The sequence below is a fragment of the Georgenia ruanii genome (assembly GCF_009193175.1).
Taxonomy (GTDB): Bacteria; Actinomycetota; Actinomycetes; order Actinomycetales; family Actinomycetaceae; genus Georgenia; species Georgenia ruanii.
Genome location: NZ_VUKE01000002.1, coordinates 231,603 through 247,963 on the forward strand (window position 1 = coordinate 231,603; position 16,361 = coordinate 247,963).

The 16,361-nt window shown below is 77.2% G+C and carries 18 protein-coding genes; 11 read left to right on the plus strand and 7 right to left on the minus strand.

Annotated features, from left to right (window positions below):
- The first annotated feature begins 22 nt into the window (after positions 1-22).
- Complete coding sequence (locus GD880_RS04035) at positions 23-556, plus strand: hypothetical protein (protein WP_152230329.1); 534 nt, start codon at positions 23-25, stop codon at positions 554-556.
- Positions 557-558: 2 nt separating this feature from the next.
- Here GD880_RS04035 and GD880_RS04040 read toward each other — a convergent pair whose 3' ends face one another.
- Entirely contained in the window at positions 559-765 is a 207-nt protein-coding gene (locus tag GD880_RS04040) for a helix-turn-helix domain-containing protein (protein WP_152202053.1), read from the minus strand.
- A 119-nt stretch (positions 766-884) separates the two neighbouring features.
- On the opposite strand from GD880_RS04040, the gene GD880_RS04045 reads away from it, so the two are divergent.
- The 4 genes from GD880_RS04045 to GD880_RS04060 all read left to right on the plus strand — a co-directional run bounded on the left by GD880_RS04045 (position 885) and on the right by GD880_RS04060 (position 4,039).
- A complete protein-coding gene (locus GD880_RS04045) occupies positions 885-1,580 on the plus strand; it encodes a hypothetical protein (RefSeq protein WP_152230330.1) in 696 nt (231 codons plus the stop codon).
- A gap of 11 nt (positions 1,581-1,591) precedes the next feature.
- The gene (locus GD880_RS04050) at positions 1,592-3,106 is read left to right on the plus strand and encodes an AAA family ATPase (RefSeq protein ID WP_152230331.1); all 1,515 of its coding nucleotides are present in this window, start codon (positions 1,592-1,594) and stop codon (positions 3,104-3,106) included.
- A gap of 25 nt (positions 3,107-3,131) precedes the next feature.
- Positions 3,132-3,599: a DUF6912 family protein gene (locus GD880_RS04055; protein ID WP_152230332.1), complete on the plus strand. Its 468-nt coding sequence runs from the start codon at positions 3,132-3,134 to the stop codon at positions 3,597-3,599.
- A 137-nt stretch (positions 3,600-3,736) separates the two neighbouring features.
- Complete coding sequence (locus GD880_RS04060; protein WP_152230333.1) at positions 3,737-4,039, plus strand: hypothetical protein; 303 nt, start codon at positions 3,737-3,739, stop codon at positions 4,037-4,039.
- Positions 4,040-4,097: 58 nt separating this feature from the next.
- Here the strand turns inward: GD880_RS04060 and GD880_RS04065 are convergent, their stop codons facing one another.
- The 6 genes from GD880_RS04065 to GD880_RS04090 all read right to left on the minus strand — a co-directional run bounded on the left by GD880_RS04065 (position 4,098) and on the right by GD880_RS04090 (position 12,390).
- Complete coding sequence (locus tag GD880_RS04065) at positions 4,098-7,166, minus strand: AAA family ATPase (protein ID WP_152230334.1); 3,069 nt, start codon at positions 7,164-7,166, stop codon at positions 4,098-4,100.
- On the minus strand, positions 7,166-8,365 hold the full coding sequence (locus tag GD880_RS04070) for an exonuclease SbcCD subunit D (protein ID WP_152230335.1): 1,200 nt from the start codon (positions 8,363-8,365) through the stop codon (positions 7,166-7,168). Before GD880_RS04070 ends, GD880_RS04065 begins: the two co-directional genes overlap by 1 nt.
- Before the next feature lie 171 nt (positions 8,366-8,536).
- The gene (gene hisN / locus GD880_RS04075) at positions 8,537-9,343 is read right to left on the minus strand and encodes a histidinol-phosphatase (protein ID WP_152230336.1); all 807 of its coding nucleotides are present in this window, start codon (positions 9,341-9,343) and stop codon (positions 8,537-8,539) included.
- Between the two features lie 77 nt (positions 9,344-9,420).
- The gene (gene rsgA / locus GD880_RS04080) at positions 9,421-10,446 is read right to left on the minus strand and encodes a ribosome small subunit-dependent GTPase A (RefSeq protein ID WP_152230427.1); all 1,026 of its coding nucleotides are present in this window, start codon (positions 10,444-10,446) and stop codon (positions 9,421-9,423) included.
- A gap of 2 nt (positions 10,447-10,448) precedes the next feature.
- Positions 10,449-11,789: a 3-phosphoshikimate 1-carboxyvinyltransferase gene (gene aroA, locus GD880_RS04085; RefSeq protein ID WP_152230337.1), complete on the minus strand. Its 1,341-nt coding sequence runs from the start codon at positions 11,787-11,789 to the stop codon at positions 10,449-10,451.
- Between the two features lie 103 nt (positions 11,790-11,892).
- Complete coding sequence (locus GD880_RS04090; protein ID WP_152230338.1) at positions 11,893-12,390, minus strand: DoxX family protein; 498 nt, start codon at positions 12,388-12,390, stop codon at positions 11,893-11,895.
- Positions 12,391-12,668: 278 nt separating this feature from the next.
- Between GD880_RS04090 and GD880_RS04095 the strand changes: the two genes are divergently transcribed.
- The 6 genes from GD880_RS04095 (at position 12,669) to GD880_RS04120 (ending at position 16,338) form a co-directional block, all read left to right on the plus strand.
- Entirely contained in the window at positions 12,669-13,292 is a 624-nt protein-coding gene (locus GD880_RS04095; protein ID WP_452176730.1) for a sigma-70 family RNA polymerase sigma factor, read from the plus strand.
- The gene (gene rsrA, locus GD880_RS04100) at positions 13,289-13,624 is read left to right on the plus strand and encodes a mycothiol system anti-sigma-R factor (protein ID WP_152230340.1); all 336 of its coding nucleotides are present in this window, start codon (positions 13,289-13,291) and stop codon (positions 13,622-13,624) included. Before GD880_RS04095 ends, rsrA begins: the two co-directional genes overlap by 4 nt.
- 124 nt (positions 13,625-13,748) lie before the next feature.
- Positions 13,749-13,823: a 50S ribosomal protein bL37 gene (locus GD880_RS21155; RefSeq protein ID WP_152230428.1), complete on the plus strand. Its 75-nt coding sequence runs from the start codon at positions 13,749-13,751 to the stop codon at positions 13,821-13,823.
- A gap of 94 nt (positions 13,824-13,917) precedes the next feature.
- Positions 13,918-14,892, plus strand: a complete 975-nt coding sequence (locus GD880_RS04110; RefSeq protein WP_152230341.1) for a zinc-binding dehydrogenase — start codon at positions 13,918-13,920, stop codon at positions 14,890-14,892.
- A 10-nt stretch (positions 14,893-14,902) separates the two neighbouring features.
- Entirely contained in the window at positions 14,903-15,736 is an 834-nt protein-coding gene (locus tag GD880_RS04115) for a DUF4097 family beta strand repeat-containing protein (protein WP_152230342.1), read from the plus strand.
- Complete coding sequence (locus tag GD880_RS04120) at positions 15,733-16,338, plus strand: hypothetical protein (protein WP_152230343.1); 606 nt, start codon at positions 15,733-15,735, stop codon at positions 16,336-16,338. Before GD880_RS04115 ends, GD880_RS04120 begins: the two co-directional genes overlap by 4 nt.
- Positions 16,339-16,361: the final 23 nt, after the last annotated feature.

Genomic DNA, 16,361 nt, shown 5'->3' on the forward strand with positions numbered 1-16,361 from the left:
GGCGGTGCCTTAGCGTGCGGGCATGCGGTGGGAAGCGCTGTTCGCGGACCTCGAGAGCCAGTACGAGGCCGCCGCACGCCTCGCCGACGACGACGCCGTCGCCGAGCTGGCGGAGGCCGAGATGGCCAGCGTGCGCCTCACGGACCGCCTGCGCGCCCGGACCGGGGACCGGCTGTCGCTGCGCCTGCGGTCCGGCGCAGACCTCAGCGGTCGGCTGGTCGACGCGGCCCCGCAGTGGCTGTTGATGGCCAGCGGCGAGCGCCGCACGCTGGTGCCCCTCGAGGCGATCGCGCTGGCCTGGCCGCTGGGAGCGGCCGCCCCCCGCACCGGGCGGGTGGAGCAGCGGCTACGCATCACGCACGCCCTGCGCGCCCTCGCCCACGAGGGGGCGCGGGTGCGGGTGGCCTGCGCGGGCGCCAGCTACGCCGGCTGGCTGTCCCGGGTGGGCGCCGACCACGTCGACCTGCGCACCGACGGGCCCGAACCGGGCCGGCCCGAGGCGGGCGCCGTCGTCACCATCTCCCTCGCCGCCATCGAGACGGTGAGCACCACATGACCTCAGGGACGCTCGGCCTCGATCCGCGCGCGGGTGCGCGCGTACTGCCGCTGGATGTAGTCCTCCAGCGCGGCGGCCTCGACACGCCACTGGTTGCGCCCGCCCACCTGGATGGCCGCCAGCTCCCCGGTGCGCACGAGGACGCGCACCTGCGCGACGGACACCGCCAGCTCCTCCGCGACGTCGGCGAGGGTGAGGAAGCGCGCCATGGGCCCATCTTCTCACCGGCCCCGCCCGCTGCGGCGCATCACCGGGCAGCTGTGGACATCTCGTGGGAGCAAGCGGGCCGGAACAGCACGAGGAGGCACCCAGCGCCGAGGAGTCGCACATGAGCGGGGACGACCTTCACCGGCCCCGGCGCCTGCGCCGGCCCACCTGGCGCGATCCCCGGCTCGGCGTGGGCGTCCTGCTCGTCGCGGCCTCCGTGGCCCTCGGCACGTGGGCGGTGCGCGACGCCGCCGCCACCACTGCGGTGTACGCCGCCCGGCAGGACCTCACCCCCGGGGACGCCCTCGACGCCGACGCGCTCGTCGTCGCCCACGTGCGGCTGGGCGCGCCGGAGGCGCACTACCTGCCAGTTGCCGACGGCGTGCCGGTCAGTGCCGTCGCGCTCCGCACCGTCGGTGCCGGCGAGCTGGTGCCGCGCGCCGCCGTCGGCGCCTCCGAGGCGGTGGACCTGCGCCCGGTGGTGGTCCCGCTGGGCCTGTCCGTGCCGGCCGAGCTCGGCTCGGGTTCCGTCGTCGACCTCTGGCTCGTCCCGGCGCCGCCCACCGGCGGCATGCAGCCGGAGGCGCCGGCGCCGCCGGAGCTGCTCGCGGCCGACCTCGTGGTCGCCGAGGTCCTCGAGGACTCCTCGATGTTCACCGGCGGCACCGGGGTCTCCGTGGAGCTGCTCGTGCCCCGGCTGGACCTGCCGGACGTGCTCGGCGCCCTCTCCAGCGACGGCCAGCTCGTCGCCGTGCCGACCTTCGGCGGCAAGCCCGGTCCGGCACCCGCGACCGCCGCCGAAGACGAGGCCGGGTGAGGAGCGCCGGCGTGCTGTTGGCCCTCACCGGTTCCGAGGAGGGCGAGCTCGTGCAGGCGCTCGACGCCCCGGGCACCGGTGTCCGGGTCGTGCGTCGTTGCGCCGACGTGCCCGAGGTGCTCGCCGCCGCCGCGGCCGGCCTTGGCGCCGTCGCCGTGCTCGCTGCCGACCTGCCGGGAGTCGATCGTCCGACGCTCGCGCGGCTGCGCGCCGCCGGTGTGCGGACGCTGCTCGTGGCCGGCGCCCATGATCTCGACCGCTGCACCGCCCTGGGGGCCGACGCCGTCGCCCCCGCGGGCACCGCCGCGGCGACGCTCGCCGACCGGGTGGTGGCCCTCGCGCGGACCCCGGGGCCCGCAGGCGGGGACCCAGCGCCGGCGTCCCACGGCCCGCCTCCTCCGCCGCCGACCGGGGCCGGCGACGACGAGGCGCTCGGTGCCGCCGATGTCGACGGCGTGCTGCCCGGTGATCTGCCGCTCGAATTCGGCACGGGGGCCGCGGGCGCGCCGATCACGACCGTGGGCATGGAAGCTCGAGCTGAGCGGTCGGGCCCCACGGGGGCCCTGGGGGAGGGCCGACAGGAGGTCGACGGCGAGCACCCGGCCGACCTCCGCAGCGAGCGCCCGGCCGACCCTGGCGAAGGGGCCCTGGCAGGCTCCGACGGCGCGCCTTCGGCGACCACCGACGGCCGCGTCGTGGTGGTCTGGGGCCCACCGGGCGCGCCCGGCCGGACCACCGTGGCCGTCACCCTGGCCGCCGAGCTCGCCGCCCACGGCGACGCGCTGCTCGTCGACGCCGACACCGAGGCGCCCTCGGTCACCCAGGTCCTCGGCCTGCTGGACGACGCCTCGGCGATCGCGGTGGCCGCCCGGCAGGCCTCGCACGGGCGGTTGGACGCGGCGACGCTGGCGGGGCTGTGCCCGGTCGTCGACCGGCGGCTGCGGGTGCTCACCGGCCTCACCCGGGCCGACCGGTGGCGCGAGCTGCCCGCCGCCGCCCTGGAGGTGGTCTGGGAGGCCGCACGCCGCACGAGCCCGTGGACGGTCGTGGACGTCGGCGCGGGGATCGAGGGCGACGGCGGCCTCGACCCGACGTACGGTCCGCAGCGGCATCAGGCGACGCTGTCCGCGCTCGCCGCCGCCGATGTCCTGGTCGTCGTCGGGGCGGGCGAGCCGGTGGGCATGCGGCGGCTCGTGCTGGCGTTGGCCGAGCTGGCCGACAGTTCGGTGGTCCGCGGCGAGGTTCAGCGGGTCGTCGTCGTGAACCGGGTGCGGACCTCCGCCGCCGGGCCACACCCGGAACGGTCGATCCTCGAGGCCCTCGCTCGCTTCGCCGCGGTCACCGACGCCGTTCTCGTCCCTGATGACCGGCCCGCGGTCGACCGGGCCGTCCTGCACGGGCGCACCCTCACCGACGCCGCGCCCGGCTCGCCCGCCCGACTGGCGCTGCAGCGGCTGGCGGCCCGGCTGGCCGGGCTGCCCGACCCTGCCCGCCGTCGTCGGCTGGGCATGGCGCGTGGGCGCTGAGCCGGGAATCGGAGAGACTACGGCCATGCGCGTCTACCTGCCTGCCACCGCCGCCGACCTGCGCGAGGAGAGGGGCGTGGGGCCCCGGTGGGCGCACGCCGTCACCGCGGCGCTGCGCGGCGCGCTGCCCGACGAGGACGACGAGGGGCTGGAGATGTCCGCGACGCTGGCCGCGGCGGACGAGTCCGTGGAGCGGCTCGCCGCGGACGGCTCGGTGCCGCGCCGGATCGTCATCGCCGCGGAGGTGCCCGACGCCTCCGTGCGCGCGCCCGAGGTCCTCGGTGAGGATCAGCTCGAGACCGCCGTCGAGGTCGTGGCTCCGGTGCCGTGGTCCGCCGTCGTGGCGATCTTCGTCGACGAGCCCGACGCCGCCGACGACGTCGCCGCGGCCGCCGGCGGGGACGAGGCGGCCCTGGAGCGCGCCGCCGAGCGGGACCTGCTCTGGTACGACGCCGTCGAGCTGGCCGACCTGCGCCGCGAGCTCGCCGGCTGACTGCACGCGGCTGCGCCTCGGCGGCTGACGGCACAGGTGCGCCTCGGCGGTTGAGTGCACGCGGGACCGCGGGGCGGCACCGGGAGTTGTCAGCCGGATCGGGCGCCGGAGCCCGCGCCGTCTGCCACCCTCGGCTCATGACCGCCGTCGGGGTGCTGTTCCTCCTCGCCGGCGCGGCGATGTTCGCGCGGCTCGAGCTGGTGCTCGCGCGGGCCAACCCGCGGGCGGTGCTACCGACCTGGCGGCGGCCGGCGGTCTTGCCCAGGGCCGCCGGCGCCTGGCGCTTCGGCGGGGTGTTCTGCGTCATCTACGGTGCCAACCTCGTCGTGGCCGGCCGGACCGCCTGGTGGGTCGGGGTGCTGCTGATCCTCGCGGCGTCGGGGCCCGCCCTGGTGATCCACGCCCGGCACGACCGCCGCGTCAGGTTGGCGGCGCCGTGAGGTCGCCGAGCGGGTCAGCGGCCGTCACGCCCAGTGGTGAGGGCACCTGCGGTGCCCGTCACGCCCGCACGGTCAGCGTGGAGGCGCCCGAGGGCAGCCGGCGCACCTCGATCCGCTCGGCGATGCGGTCCTTGAGCTCGGCGACGTGGGAGACGATGCCGACGGCCCGGCCGCCGTCGCGCAGCCGGCCGAGCTCGGCCATGACGGCGTCGAGGGTGGCGGGGTCGAGCGAGCCGAAGCCCTCGTCGACGAACAGCGTGCCCAGCTCCACGCCGCCGGCCTCGGCGCGCACGACGTCGGCCAGGCCGAGCGCGAGGCACAGCGAGACGTAGAAGGTCTCCCCGCCGGAAAGGGTGTGCGGGTCGCGGGGCGCCTCGGTGAGGTGGTCGCGCACCTGCAGGCCGAGCCCGGCCCGGCGCGAGCGCTGCCCGCCCTCCTTCTCGTCGATCCGCTCGAGGGTGTACCGGCCGTCGGACATGGTGGCCAGCCGGTCGTTGGCCGCGGCGACGACATCCTCGAAGCGGCGCAGCAGCACGTACGTCGCCAGCGTGGTGGCGGTCTCCGTGCCCTCCCCGGCCGTGGCCAGGGCGGCGGTGCGCAGCACCGGGGCGGTGCGCTCGGCCTGCGCCGCGTGGTCGCCCGCCGCGGCCAGCAGCTCCGCGCGCGCCGTCGCCGTGTGCGTGGCGCGCACGGCGCACGCGCTGGCCGTCCGGGTCGCGGTGGCCAGGGCGGTCATCGCGTCGCGGTGGGCCTGCTCGGCGCCCGCGACGTCGGCCTCCTCACCGCCGGTGAGCGCCGCGACCGCCGGCTCGGCCAGCCCGGCGCCGACGCGCGCCCGGGCGGCGTGGTGGTCGAGCACCTCTCGCTCGAGGGCGTCGAGGGCCGCCGGGGCGAGGGCGGCCGCGCGGGCGGCCGCGGCGTCGGGCAGGTCGGCGTCCGCCAGGGCCCGGGCGACCTGGGCCTGCGCCTGCTGCCGGGACCGGGCGGCGCCGTCCGCGGCGCGGCGGGCGTCGAGCAGGGCCGTCGCCGTGGCGGCGCGCGCCTCGAGGGCCTCGGCGCGGGCGGTCACCGACTCGGCGTCGCCGCGGGCCGCGGCGCAGCGGTCGCGGTCGGCCGCGAGCTGCTCGCGCAGCGCGGCGACCCGCTCGCGCCGGGCGGCGAGGGAGGCGCGGTCCTCGGTCAGGGCGGCGCTGAGCTCGGCCGTGTGCCGGTCGAACGCGTCCAGCTCGCCCTCGAGCTCCCGCGCCGTGGTGGCCGCGGCCTCGCAGCGCGCCACCTGCTCCTGCGCGGAGGCCAGCTCCGCGCGGGCGGTCTCGACGTCGCGGTCGTGGGCGGCGGCCCGCAGGCCGGCGATCTGCTCGGTCAGCGCGGTGACCCGGGTGCGGGCCCGTTCGAGCGCGGTGGTGGCGGCGTCGCGGGCGGCCGCCGCGGCGTCGACGTCGGCGGCGCTGGCGTGCTCCGGCGCCGTCGCGGCGGGGGAGGGGTGCTCGGTGGCGCCGCAGACGACGCACGGCTGTCCGTCCTCCAGCCGCCCGGCGAGCTCGCCGGCCATCCCGTCCACCCAGCGGCGCCGGACCGCGTGCTCGTGGTCCACCGCCTCCCGGGCGGCCCGCACCGCGGCGTCGACGACGGCCTCCGCCTCGAGCAGCGTCGCGGCGCGCGTGTCGGCCGCCGTGGCGGCGTCGAGCACCGCCGCGGCGGCCCGGGCCGCGTCGCGCGCGGCGGGCAGCCCGGCGGCGTCGGTGCGGGCGTCGGTGAGGCGGCCGGCGAGAGCAGTGCGCGCGGCGGGCCGGGCGGCGAGAAGCTCCTCGGCCTCGGCTAGCGCCTCGGCGTCGGCAGCGATGCTGCGGGCGGTCGCCTCGATGCCCACCTCGCGTGTGGGTAGCTCGCGCTCGACCCGCACCAGCGCGGCCAGGGCGCCCTGCTCACCGGTGGCGGCCTCGTGGGCGGCGCGCAGCGCGGCGAGGTCGGCGCCGTCGGTGGTTGCGGCGAGCAGGTCGGCGTGCGGGCCGGCCGCGGCGTCGGCGAGGGCGGTTGCCAGTGCCCCTTGCGCGGCCGCGGCGGCGGCCTCCGCCTCGGCCTGGGCGCGCAGCGGGGCGAGGGTGGTCGCCGCCCGGCGGGCCAGACCCAGTCGGTCGGCGGCGGCGCTGACGTGCGGGTCGTGCTCCGTCAGCCGGGCCTGCTCGGCGAGCAGAGCGGTGCGCCGCTCGAGCAGCGCGGCGAGCGTGCGCACGGTGTCGAGGCGTTCGCGGGCGGTGCGCTCGGCCGTGCGAGCCTGCTCCTCGGCCGCGGCGGCCCGGGCGGACAGCGCCCCGACCCCGGCGAGCACCGCGGCGCTGCCCTCGGTCAGCGCGGGGACGTCGAGGGCGTCGGCCGCGGCGAGGAGGTCGGCCCGCGGCGAGGCCGTCGGGGCACCATCCGTGACTGCCGCCTCGCGTTCGTCGTCGTCGAGCTCGGCGGCGCGCAGGAACGTCGCCGTCGCGGCCTGGATCTGCCGGCTGCCGCGCTCGAGGTCGGCCCGCGCGGTCCGCGCCATCTCGGCCAGCTGCTTCTGCAGCCGCTCGTAGACCTCGGTGCCGAACACGTCCTGCAGCACCGCCCGCCGGTCCTCGGGTTTGGCCCGGAGGAACGAGGCGAACTGGCCCTGGGGCAGCACCACGGTCTGGGTGAACTGCGTCCGGTCGAGCACGACGATGCGGCCGAGCTCGGTGCCCACCTCCTGCACGTGCGCCGAGACCGCCTCGCCGGCGTCGTCCTCCACCGCCGGCAGGCGCCACAGCTTGGCCCGGGCGTTCTGCTGGGTGAAGCCGCCGCCACGCTTCTTGGGCCGCTGGAAAGCGGGCGAACGCCACACCCGGTAGATGCCCGCGCCGGTGGAGAAGGTCAGCTCGACGAAAGGCTCGACGTCGGGCGCGGCGTGGTCGGAGTGCAGCCGGTCGTCGGAGGCGTGCTCGCCGGCGACCTTGCCGTACAGGGCGAAGACGACGGCGTCGATGATCGTGGACTTGCCCGCCCCCGTCGGCCCCTCGAGCAGGAACAGCCCGCCGGCGGAGAGGGTGTCGAAGTCGATGGTGTGCCGGCCGGGGTAGGGGCCGATGGCCTGCAGGGTCAGGCGGTGGATCCGCATCAGGCGCTCCTCTCCGCGGCCAGGACGGCCTCGTACGCCTCGCGCAGCACGGCAAGCTCGGCCTGCCGGGCCGGGCGCCCGCCGGCGGCGGCGAGGAACTGGGCCGCGACCTCCAGCGGGTCCTGGGCGCTCGTCACGGTGGCGGCGGCGCGCTCGCGCACCCGGGCCGGGACGTGCCGGACCACCAGGGCGTGCGGGAAGCGGCGCGCGACCTGCTCCCACAGCTGCTCGGGCCGCACGTCGTCGGTCACCGTCACCCGCAGCCAGTCCCCGGTGCGGTCGTCGAAGGCGCGGCCGAGCAGCGCGGCGAGCGTGCCGGTGACGTCCCCGAGGCGGCGCGGCACCGGCGTCGGCACGAGCTCGACCGCGCGCACGCCGTCGGCGCCGAGGTCGACCAGCGCGGTGGACTTGTGGTGCGCGGCCTCGGAGAAGGAGAACGCCAGCGGGGACCCGGCGTAGCGCATGACCGGGTCGACCCCCTCGCGCCCGACCCGCTGCGGCCCGTGCAAATGGCCCAGCGCCACGTAGTCCAGCGCGCCGGCGGGCCCGAACACCCCGGAGGGGACGGCGTCGACGCCGCCGACGCGGATGTCCCGCTCGGACTCGCTCGCCGCCCCGCCGGTGACGAAGGCGTGGGCCAGGAGCATGGCCGGCACCCGGGCGCCGGCCGCCCGGCGGGTGGCCAGGTCGGCGTGGACGCGGCGCAGCGCCGCGGCGGTGACGGCCTCGTGGGAGCGGGCCGGACGTTCGCGGGCGCCGTCCTCCCCGGTCTCGGTCAGCTCCTCGCGGCTCATGTCCGGGTCGAGGTAGGGCAGGGCGTACACCAGCGCCCCGGGGGCGCCGTCGGCGTCCGGCAGGACGACCGGCTCGCCCAGCCCGGCGATGCGGCTGCGGACGGCGAGGCGGTCGCGGAAGAGCCCGGCGCCGAAGCCGAGCCGGGTGGCCGAGTCGTGGTTGCCCGGGGTGAGCACCACTCGGGTCAGGGCGGTGAGGCGGGCGAGGGCGTCGGAGAGCAGCTCGACCGAGGCCACCGGCGGGACCGCCCGGTCGTAGACGTCGCCGGCGACGACGACGGCGTCGACCCGCTCGGCGCGGACCAGCTCGACCAGGTGGTCGAGGAACGCCTCGTGGGCCCTGTGCAGGTCCACCCCGTGCAGGGTGCGACCCAGGTGCCAGTCCGAGGTGTGCAGGATCCGCATGCTCAGGACGCTAACTGTGGGCACCGACATCGCCCGGCAGGGACACGGCGGGGGCCGGGAGGGTGCGGGGTGTCGTCACCCACACGGGTCCGAAGGGCGGCCGGCAGGCGCCGCGACCGCGCCCGGCGGGGAAGGGGCCCGCCGGTCGTCGCGGGGCGCGCGGCCGGCGTCTCAGTCCTTCTGCGACCCCAGCTGCGCCAGCACCGCCTCGTGCAGCAGCCCGTTGGTCACGACGGCGTTGCCGCCCCAGGGCCCGTCGGCGCCGTCGAGGCTGGTGAACCGGCCCCCCGCCTCGGTGACGATCGGGACCAGCGCGGCCATGTCGTACAGCTCGAGCTCGGGCTCGCAGGCGATGTCGACGGCGCCCTCGGCGGCGAGCATGTAGGACCAGAAGTCGCCGTAGGCGCGGGTGCGCCACACCTGCTGGGCCAGCCCGAGGAAGGCGCGCAGGCTGCCGCGCTCGGCCCACCCGTCCAGGCTCGAGTAGCTCAGCGAGGCGTCCGCGAGGTCGGCGACCCGCGAGACGTGGATCTGCCGGGCGTTCGACAACGACCGGCCCGTCCAGGCGCCGGCGCCCTGCGCGGCCCACCAGCGCCGACCCAGTGCCGGCGCGGAGACGACGCCGACGACCACCTCGCCGTCCTCGACCAGCCCGATGAGGGTGGCCCACACCGGGACCCCGCGGACGAAGTTCTTCGTGCCGTCGATGGGGTCGATGACCCACTGGCGCGGGGAGTGCCCGGTCACGCCGAACTCCTCGCCGAGCACGGAGTCGCGCGAGCGGGTGCGGGCGAGCTGGCCGCGCACGATCTCCTCGGCGCTGCGGTCGGCGTCCGAGACCGGGGTGAGGTCGGGCTTGGTCTCCACCACCAGGTCCAGCGCCCCGAAGCGGGCCATCGTCTGGCCGTCGACCTGGTCGGCGATCACGTGCGCCAGGCGCAGGTCGTCGGTGTAGCGGCTGGCCCCGGAGATGCTCATGCCTGGCACGGTAGCGCCCCGCCACCAAGCGCTCGGCGCGCCGCTCCGGCACGCGGGCGCAGGTCACGCGGGCGCACTCAGGACTCGGCCGCGCCGGTCTTGGCGGCGAGCAGCCGGCGGAAGGAGGCCAGCCGCGCCTCGCCGGCCGGGCCGGCGAGGCCGGCGGCCACCCACTCGTCCAGCGCGCAGTCGGGGGCGTCGGCGGTGTGGGTGCAGCCGCGCGGGCACTCCTGCGCGACGGCGTCGAGGTCGGGAAAGGCGCGCAGCAGGCCCTCGGCGGCGACGTGGCTCAGCCCGAACGAGCGCACCCCGGGGGTGTCGATGACCCAGCCGCCGTCGGGCAGCTCGAGGGCGACGGCCGAGGAGGAGGTGTGCCGGCCGCGACCGGTGACGGCGTTGACGTCCCCGGTGGCCCGGCCCGCCGCGGGCACGAGCGCGTTGACGAGGGTGGACTTGCCCACGCCGGAGTGGCCGATGAGCACCGACACCCGGCCGGCGAGGCGGTCGCGGACGGCGTCGAGGCCGTGGATGACGCCGTCGTCGCGCGAGGTGATCAGGGCCGGGACGGCCAGCGCCTCGTACAGCGCGAGGAACGGGGCGGGGTCGGCGAGGTCGGCCTTGGTCAGGCAGAGCACCGGCTCCATGCCGGCGTCGTAGGCGGCCACGAGGCAGCGGTCCACCATGCGCGGGCGCGGCTCGGGGTCGGCCAGGGCGGTGACGATGACGAGCTGGTCGGCGTTGGCGACGATGATCCGCTCCACCCCGGCGGCGTCGCCGTCCTCGGCCGAGCGGCGCAGCACCGAGGTGCGCGGCTCCACGCGCACGATGCGCGCGAGGGTGTCCTTGCGGCCCGTGACGTCCCCGACCACCGCCACCCGGTCGCCGACGACGATCCGCCCGCCGCGGCCCAGCTCGCGGGCCTTCATGCCCACCACGGGGGTGCCGTCGTCGGTGAGGAGCTGGTAGCGGCCCCGGTCCACGCCGAGCACCAGGGCGCCGACGGCGTCGGCGTGCTCGGGCCGCTTCTTCGTGCGCGGGCGGTTGCCCTTGGGGTTGGGCCGCACCCGCACGCGGGCGTCGTCGGTGCCGATGTCGCGGGCCATGCTCAGCCGCGCCCCGCCAGCATCGCCCGCCACATGCCGGGAAAGTCCGGCAGCGTCTTGGCGGTCGTGGCCACGTCCACCACCCGCACGCCGGGCACCCGCAGCCCGAGGATGGCCCCGAACGTGGCCATCCGGTGGTCGTGGTAGCTCTCGACGACGCCGCCGCGCAGCGGCGCCGGCTCGATCTCCACCCCGTCGGCCGTCTCGCGGGCCCGCCCGCCCAGCCGGGTGATCTCGGTGACGATGGCCGCCAGCCGGTCGGTCTCGTGGCCGCGCAGGTGCGCGACGCCGCGCAGCCGCGACGGCGTCTCCGCCAGCGCGCACAGCGCCGCGATCGTCGGGGTCAGCTCGCCGACGTCGTGCAGGTCCGCGTCCAGGCCCTGGATGCGCCCGTCCGCCGGTCCGGTCACCCGCAGGGCGCCGTCCGCGAGGACCACCTCGGCGCCCATGGCGGCGAGGAGCTCGCGCAGCCCGTCCCCGGCCTGGGTGGTGCTCCCCGGCCAGCGCGGCACCCGCACCGTCCCGCCGGCCGCCAGCGCGGCGGCGAGGAACGGCCCGGCGTTGGACAGGTCCGGCTCGACGACGATGCGCCCGCCGGCCACCGGGCCGGGGTGGACCCGCCAGCGGGTCGGCGCCCACTCGGTCGTGGCCCCGGCCGGGGCGCCGACCTCGGTGAGCTCCTCGACGGTGACGCCACGCTCGCGCAGCACCGCCACCGTCATGTCGATGTGCGGCAGTGAGGGCAGCGTGGCGCCGGTGTGCCGCAGGTCGACGCCCTGCTCGTACCCGGGGGCGGCGAGCAGCAGCGCCGAGACGAACTGGCTCGAGCCGGACGCGTCGACGTCGACCGCCCCGCCGGTCAGCGCGCCGGTGCCGTGCACGGTCAGCGGCAGCGTCGGCTCGCCGTCGGCGTTCGTCGCGGCGTCGACGGCGGCGCCGAGATCGCGCAGGCCGCGCACCACCGGGCCCATGGGGCGCTCGCGGGCGCGCGGGTCGCCGTCGAGGTGGACGTCGCCGTCGGCGAGGACCGCGAGGGCCGGGACGAACCGCATGACGGTGCCGGCCAGGCCGCAGTCCACCTGGGCCGGGCCGCGCAGCGGCCCGGGCGTGACGCGCAGGTCCTCCCCGTCTTCCTCGACCGTGGCGCCCAGGGCGCGCAGCGCGCCGACCATGAGCTCGGAGTCGCGCGAGTGCAGCGGGCGGACCAGCTCGGTGGGCGCGGCGGCGAGCGCGGCGAGCAGCAGGTAGCGGTTGGTGAGCGACTTCGAGCCCGGGACGTCGACGGTGGCGTCGAGCGGGCCGGTGGCGGTGGGTGCGGGCCAGGGGTCCTCGGGCAGGGTCATGCCAGCGAGGGTAGTGGTCCGGGCGCCGGCCGGGCCGGTGAGGTCCGCCTGGTCAGACCGCACCGCCGTCGCGCCGGCCCGGCCCGGCGTGGGGCCCGCCGCGTCAGTCCTTGTACCGCTCCTTCAGCGACGCCTTCGCCTCGCGCAGCTCGGAACGCTGCTCCCGGGCGTTCCCCAGGCGCCAGGCCCACGACGGCTTGCCCCCGCGGTAGGTGGCCGCGAAGAGCAGCCCACCGCCGAGGCCGACGCCGCGCAGCAGCCCGGAGAGGTACTCGCGGCGCTGCTGGCCGTTGCTGGCCGCCCACACCGGGTTGTGCACGACCGTGAGCGGGACATTGATCGCCGCCAGGGTCAGCGCGGCGGCGCGCGGGCTGCGGCCGGTGGCGAGCATGAGGCCCGCGACGGCGCTGACCGCGCCGGAGACGCGGGTGATCAGCTTGGGGTTGGCGTACAGCGCCGCAGGGACGCCGGCCTTGCGCAGGCTCGGCTCGAGCCGCTGGAGCTTCTCGGCGTGCTTGTCGGGGTGGAGGACCGCGTCCACGCCGTCGACGACGAAGGGGGCGGCGAGGGCGGGGCGGGCGAACGGGCTGACGAGGCTCATGTCACATTGCTACCGCACCGGGCGGACCGGGGCGACCCGATTGACGGGGCCGCCGGACCGTCGATGCGCTGCGGCGAAGGAGGCCGCCGTCGGACCCGGACATCGGGTGTGAAACGCGCGTCGTCGAATTGCGCCGCCTCGGGCGGAATGAACGACCCCCGGCGCCCGTTGCACCCGACATGACCAGCCTGACCCTCGACATTCCGCGCGCCGCACAGGCGCCCGGCACCGGGGTCTGGTCGGGAGTCGGCGCGCCGGCCGGCGGGCTACCCTCGGTGATGATGACCGAGAGCCACGAGGGAGACCTCGACCGCGCGCCCGACGGTGAGTCCGACGCCGAACGGGCGCTGCGCTTCGAGCGCGACGCGCTGCCGTTCCTCGACCAGCTCTACGGCGCCGCCATGCGGATGACCCGCAACCCCGCCGACGCCGAGGACCTCGTCCAGGAGACCTTCACGAAGGCCTTCGCCGCCTTCCACCAGTACCGTCCCGGCACGAACCTCAAGGCCTGGCTCTACCGGATCCTCACCAACACCTTCATCAACACCTACCGCAAGAAGCAGCGCGAGCCGCAGCAGTCCGACGCGGAGCAGGTGGAGGACTGGCAGATCCACCGGGCCGCCTCGCACACGTCGACGGGGCTGCGCTCGGCCGAGGCGGAGGCGCTGGACCAGCTGCCCGACTCCGATATCAAGGACGCCCTCAACCAGCTGCCGGAGGACTTCCGGCTCGCGGTGTATCTCGCCGACGTCGAGGGCTTCGCCTACAAGGAGATCGCCGAGATCATGGGCACACCGATCGGGACCGTGATGTCCCGGCTGCACCGCGGCCGGCGCCAGCTGCGCGAGCTGCTGGTCGACCACGCCCGGGCGCTCGGGATCAGGACGGAGGCCAAGGCATGAGCGAGGACGAAACCCCAGACCTCGTCGACCGCGCCGAACGGGCGCTGCTGGCCCTCACCGGCGGGCGCGCACGGGTGTGCAGCTGTGAGGAGCTGCTCGAGAACCTCATGGAGTTCCTCGACTCCGAGCTCGACGAGGACACCTGCACCCGCTACCGCCAGCACGCGGCCACGTGTCCCACGTGTCACGAGGCCACCGACGCCGAGGAGCACATCCGCCAGATGGTGCGCCGGTCGTGCGCGGAGAAGGCGCCGTCCTCGCTGCGCCTGCGGGTGGAGTCCCAGCTTGCGGTGCTCCGGGTCACCGGCGTGCGGAGCATCGAGCAGATCTGAGCAGCGCGGTGTGACCGTCGTCGTACGTCGACGCCCGCGCGGGCGACCCGCGGAGTGTGGGACGATGGTCGGCGCGATTTGTGCCCGCCGGACGGCGGGCGCCCCCTGAGCTGAGGAGAAGGTCATGAGCAAGCGCGGTCGCAAGCGTCGTTCCCGCAAGGGCAGCGCGTCCAACCACGGCAAGCGTCCCAACGCCTGAGCGCGGCGCGGACCCGCTCCGCGCCCAAGGGCCGGCCACCTCGGTGACCGGCCCTTCGTCACGCCACCGGACGGTGGACCCCTAGGGTGGCGCCATGCGCTGCGCCTACGTGGAGAGCCAGGACGCGGACCGGCCGCTGGACGGGCTGCGCGTGGGGGACCTGCCCGACCCCGGCGCCCCGCTGCCCGGCTGGGTGCCGGTGACCGTGCGCGCCGCCGCGCTCAACCAGCACGACCTGTTCTCCCTGCGCGGCGTCGGCCTGCCCGCCGAGCGCCTGCCGATGATCCTGGGCACCGACGCCGCCGGCGTGCTCGACGACGGCACCGAGGTCATCGTCCACGCGGTCATCCCCAGCCCCGGATGGCACGGGGAGGAGACCCTCGACCCGCGCCGCACCCTGCTGTCCGAGCTCCACCCCGGCACGCTGGCCGAGCGGGTGTGGGTGCCAGCCGGCAACGTCGTCCCCAAGGACCCCGCCGTGACCTGGGCCGAGGCAGCCGCCCTGCCCACCGCCTACCTCACCGCCTACCGGATGCTCTTCGACGCCGCGGCGCTGCGGCCCGGCGGCACCGTGCTCGTCCAGGGCGCCGGCGGCGGGGTGGCCACGGCCGCCGTCGTGCTCGGGCGCGCCGCCGGCCTGCGGGTGTGGGTCACCTCCCGGTCGGAGGCCAAGCGCGCCCGCGCCCTCGACATCGGCGCCCACGCCGCCTTCCCCACCGGCGCCCGGCTGCCCGAGCAGGTCGACGCCGTCGTCGAGACCGTCGGGGCGGCCACCTGGGCGCACTCGCTGCGTGCCCTGCGCCCGGGCGGCACGGTCGCGGTGGCCGGCGCGACCTCCGGCGCCATGCCCCCGGCGGAGCTCAACCGCATCTTCTTCCGCTCGCTGCGCGTGGTCGGGACCACCATGGGCACCCGCGACCAGCTCGCCGCCGTGCAGCGCATGCTCCTCGCCACCGGCGCCCGCCCGGTCCTCGACGGCGTCCTCCCGCTGGCGGAGGTGGGCGAGGCGCTGCGCCGCCTGGAGGCGGGGGAGGTGTTCGGCAAGGTCGTCGTCGAGGTCACCGCGTAGGGTCGGGGCCATGGCTACCCGTTCGTGGATCGTCCCCGGTCCCCAGGAGCACGACGTCGAGCACGTCACCGCGCTGCGCGTCCAGCTCGTCGCGGGCGCGGTGAGCGTCCAGGTCCACGACGCCGCGCACGTGCGCGTGACGGTCGAGGAGGTCACCGGCAACCCGCTGGAGATCGACGTCGAGGACGGCCGGCTCACCATCGGCTACCCCTTCCTCGGCTGGGACGGGTGGGTCAAGCGCCTGCGCTCCTTCCGCTCCTCCGACACCGCCCGGGTCCGGGTCCTCGTGCCGCGCACGACGGCGGTGACCCTCGCCACGGCGGTGGCCGACGCGGTCGTCGACGGCGTGCACGAGGACGTCTCGCTCATGACCGCCGGCGCCCGGGTCAGCGCCCAGCGGTGCCGCGGGGCGGTGTCGGTGAAGTCCGCCTCGGGCGGCGTCGAGGTGCTCGACCACGACGGCCCGGTGCGGGTGAGCACCGCCGCCGGGCGCACCACCCTGGTCGGGCACCTGCCGCGGGTGGAGGTCACCAGCGTGGCCGGCGCAGTCAGCGTCTCGACGACGTCGCCGACCTCGATGGTCGACCTCGCCACCGTCTCCGGCGCGATGCACGTGGACCTGCCCGCCGGCACCGGGCTGTCGCTGACCGCCCGGACCATCTCCGGGGCGGTGACCGTCGACGGCGCCGACCGGCGCGCCCCCGGCATCGGGGCCACCACCGTGGACGAGCGCGGCGGGCAGGACGTCTGCTTCCTCAACGCCCGGTCGGTCTCCGGGGCGCTGGCCGTCGTCCGCGAGACACGGGCGGTGGACCGGCCCGCCGCGGCGGAGGACCGGGCGTGAGCGCGCCCTCCGAGGACACCGTCGCGGGCTACCTCGAGCAGGTCGCCCAGGCGGCCCGGGACCGCGCGGGCGCCTGGGACGCGGTCGCCGACGTCCTCGAGGGCGGCGAGCGTGCGGCCGCGCGGCTGCGCGACGGCTCCGCCGCGGCCGCCTGGCGCGCCTCCTCGCGTTGGCTGGGTGACGACGCCGAGCTGTTCGTCGCCGACCTGTACAACCTCGACGTCTACGAGCGCGGCGCCGCCCGGCGCAGCCCGGAGGACGACGTCGCCGCGCTCGGCGCCGACCACGCCGCGCTGGTGGCGCCCGACGCCGCGGTGGTCGCGCGGGTGCGGGAGGTCGCCGCGGCGTGCCGTGACGAGGCCGAGGCGTGGGCGGGCGGGGACACCGCGACGGGGAAGTCCCTGCGCCTGCGCGAGCAGGAGCTCATTGAGGGCCACCTCGTGCCGGTGCTGCCCGACCTCGGCGGCCGCCTCGCCCGGGAGGCGGGCATGGGGGTCTGGCGTGCCCTCGGGCGGCTCGTGCTCGCGGTGCTGTCGGTGGAGAGCGGGCGGGACTTCCAGCGCGCCGTGCTCGGCGAGGACCTGGGCCGCCACCGGGCGTAGCGCCCTCGGCCCCGCGGGGCGGT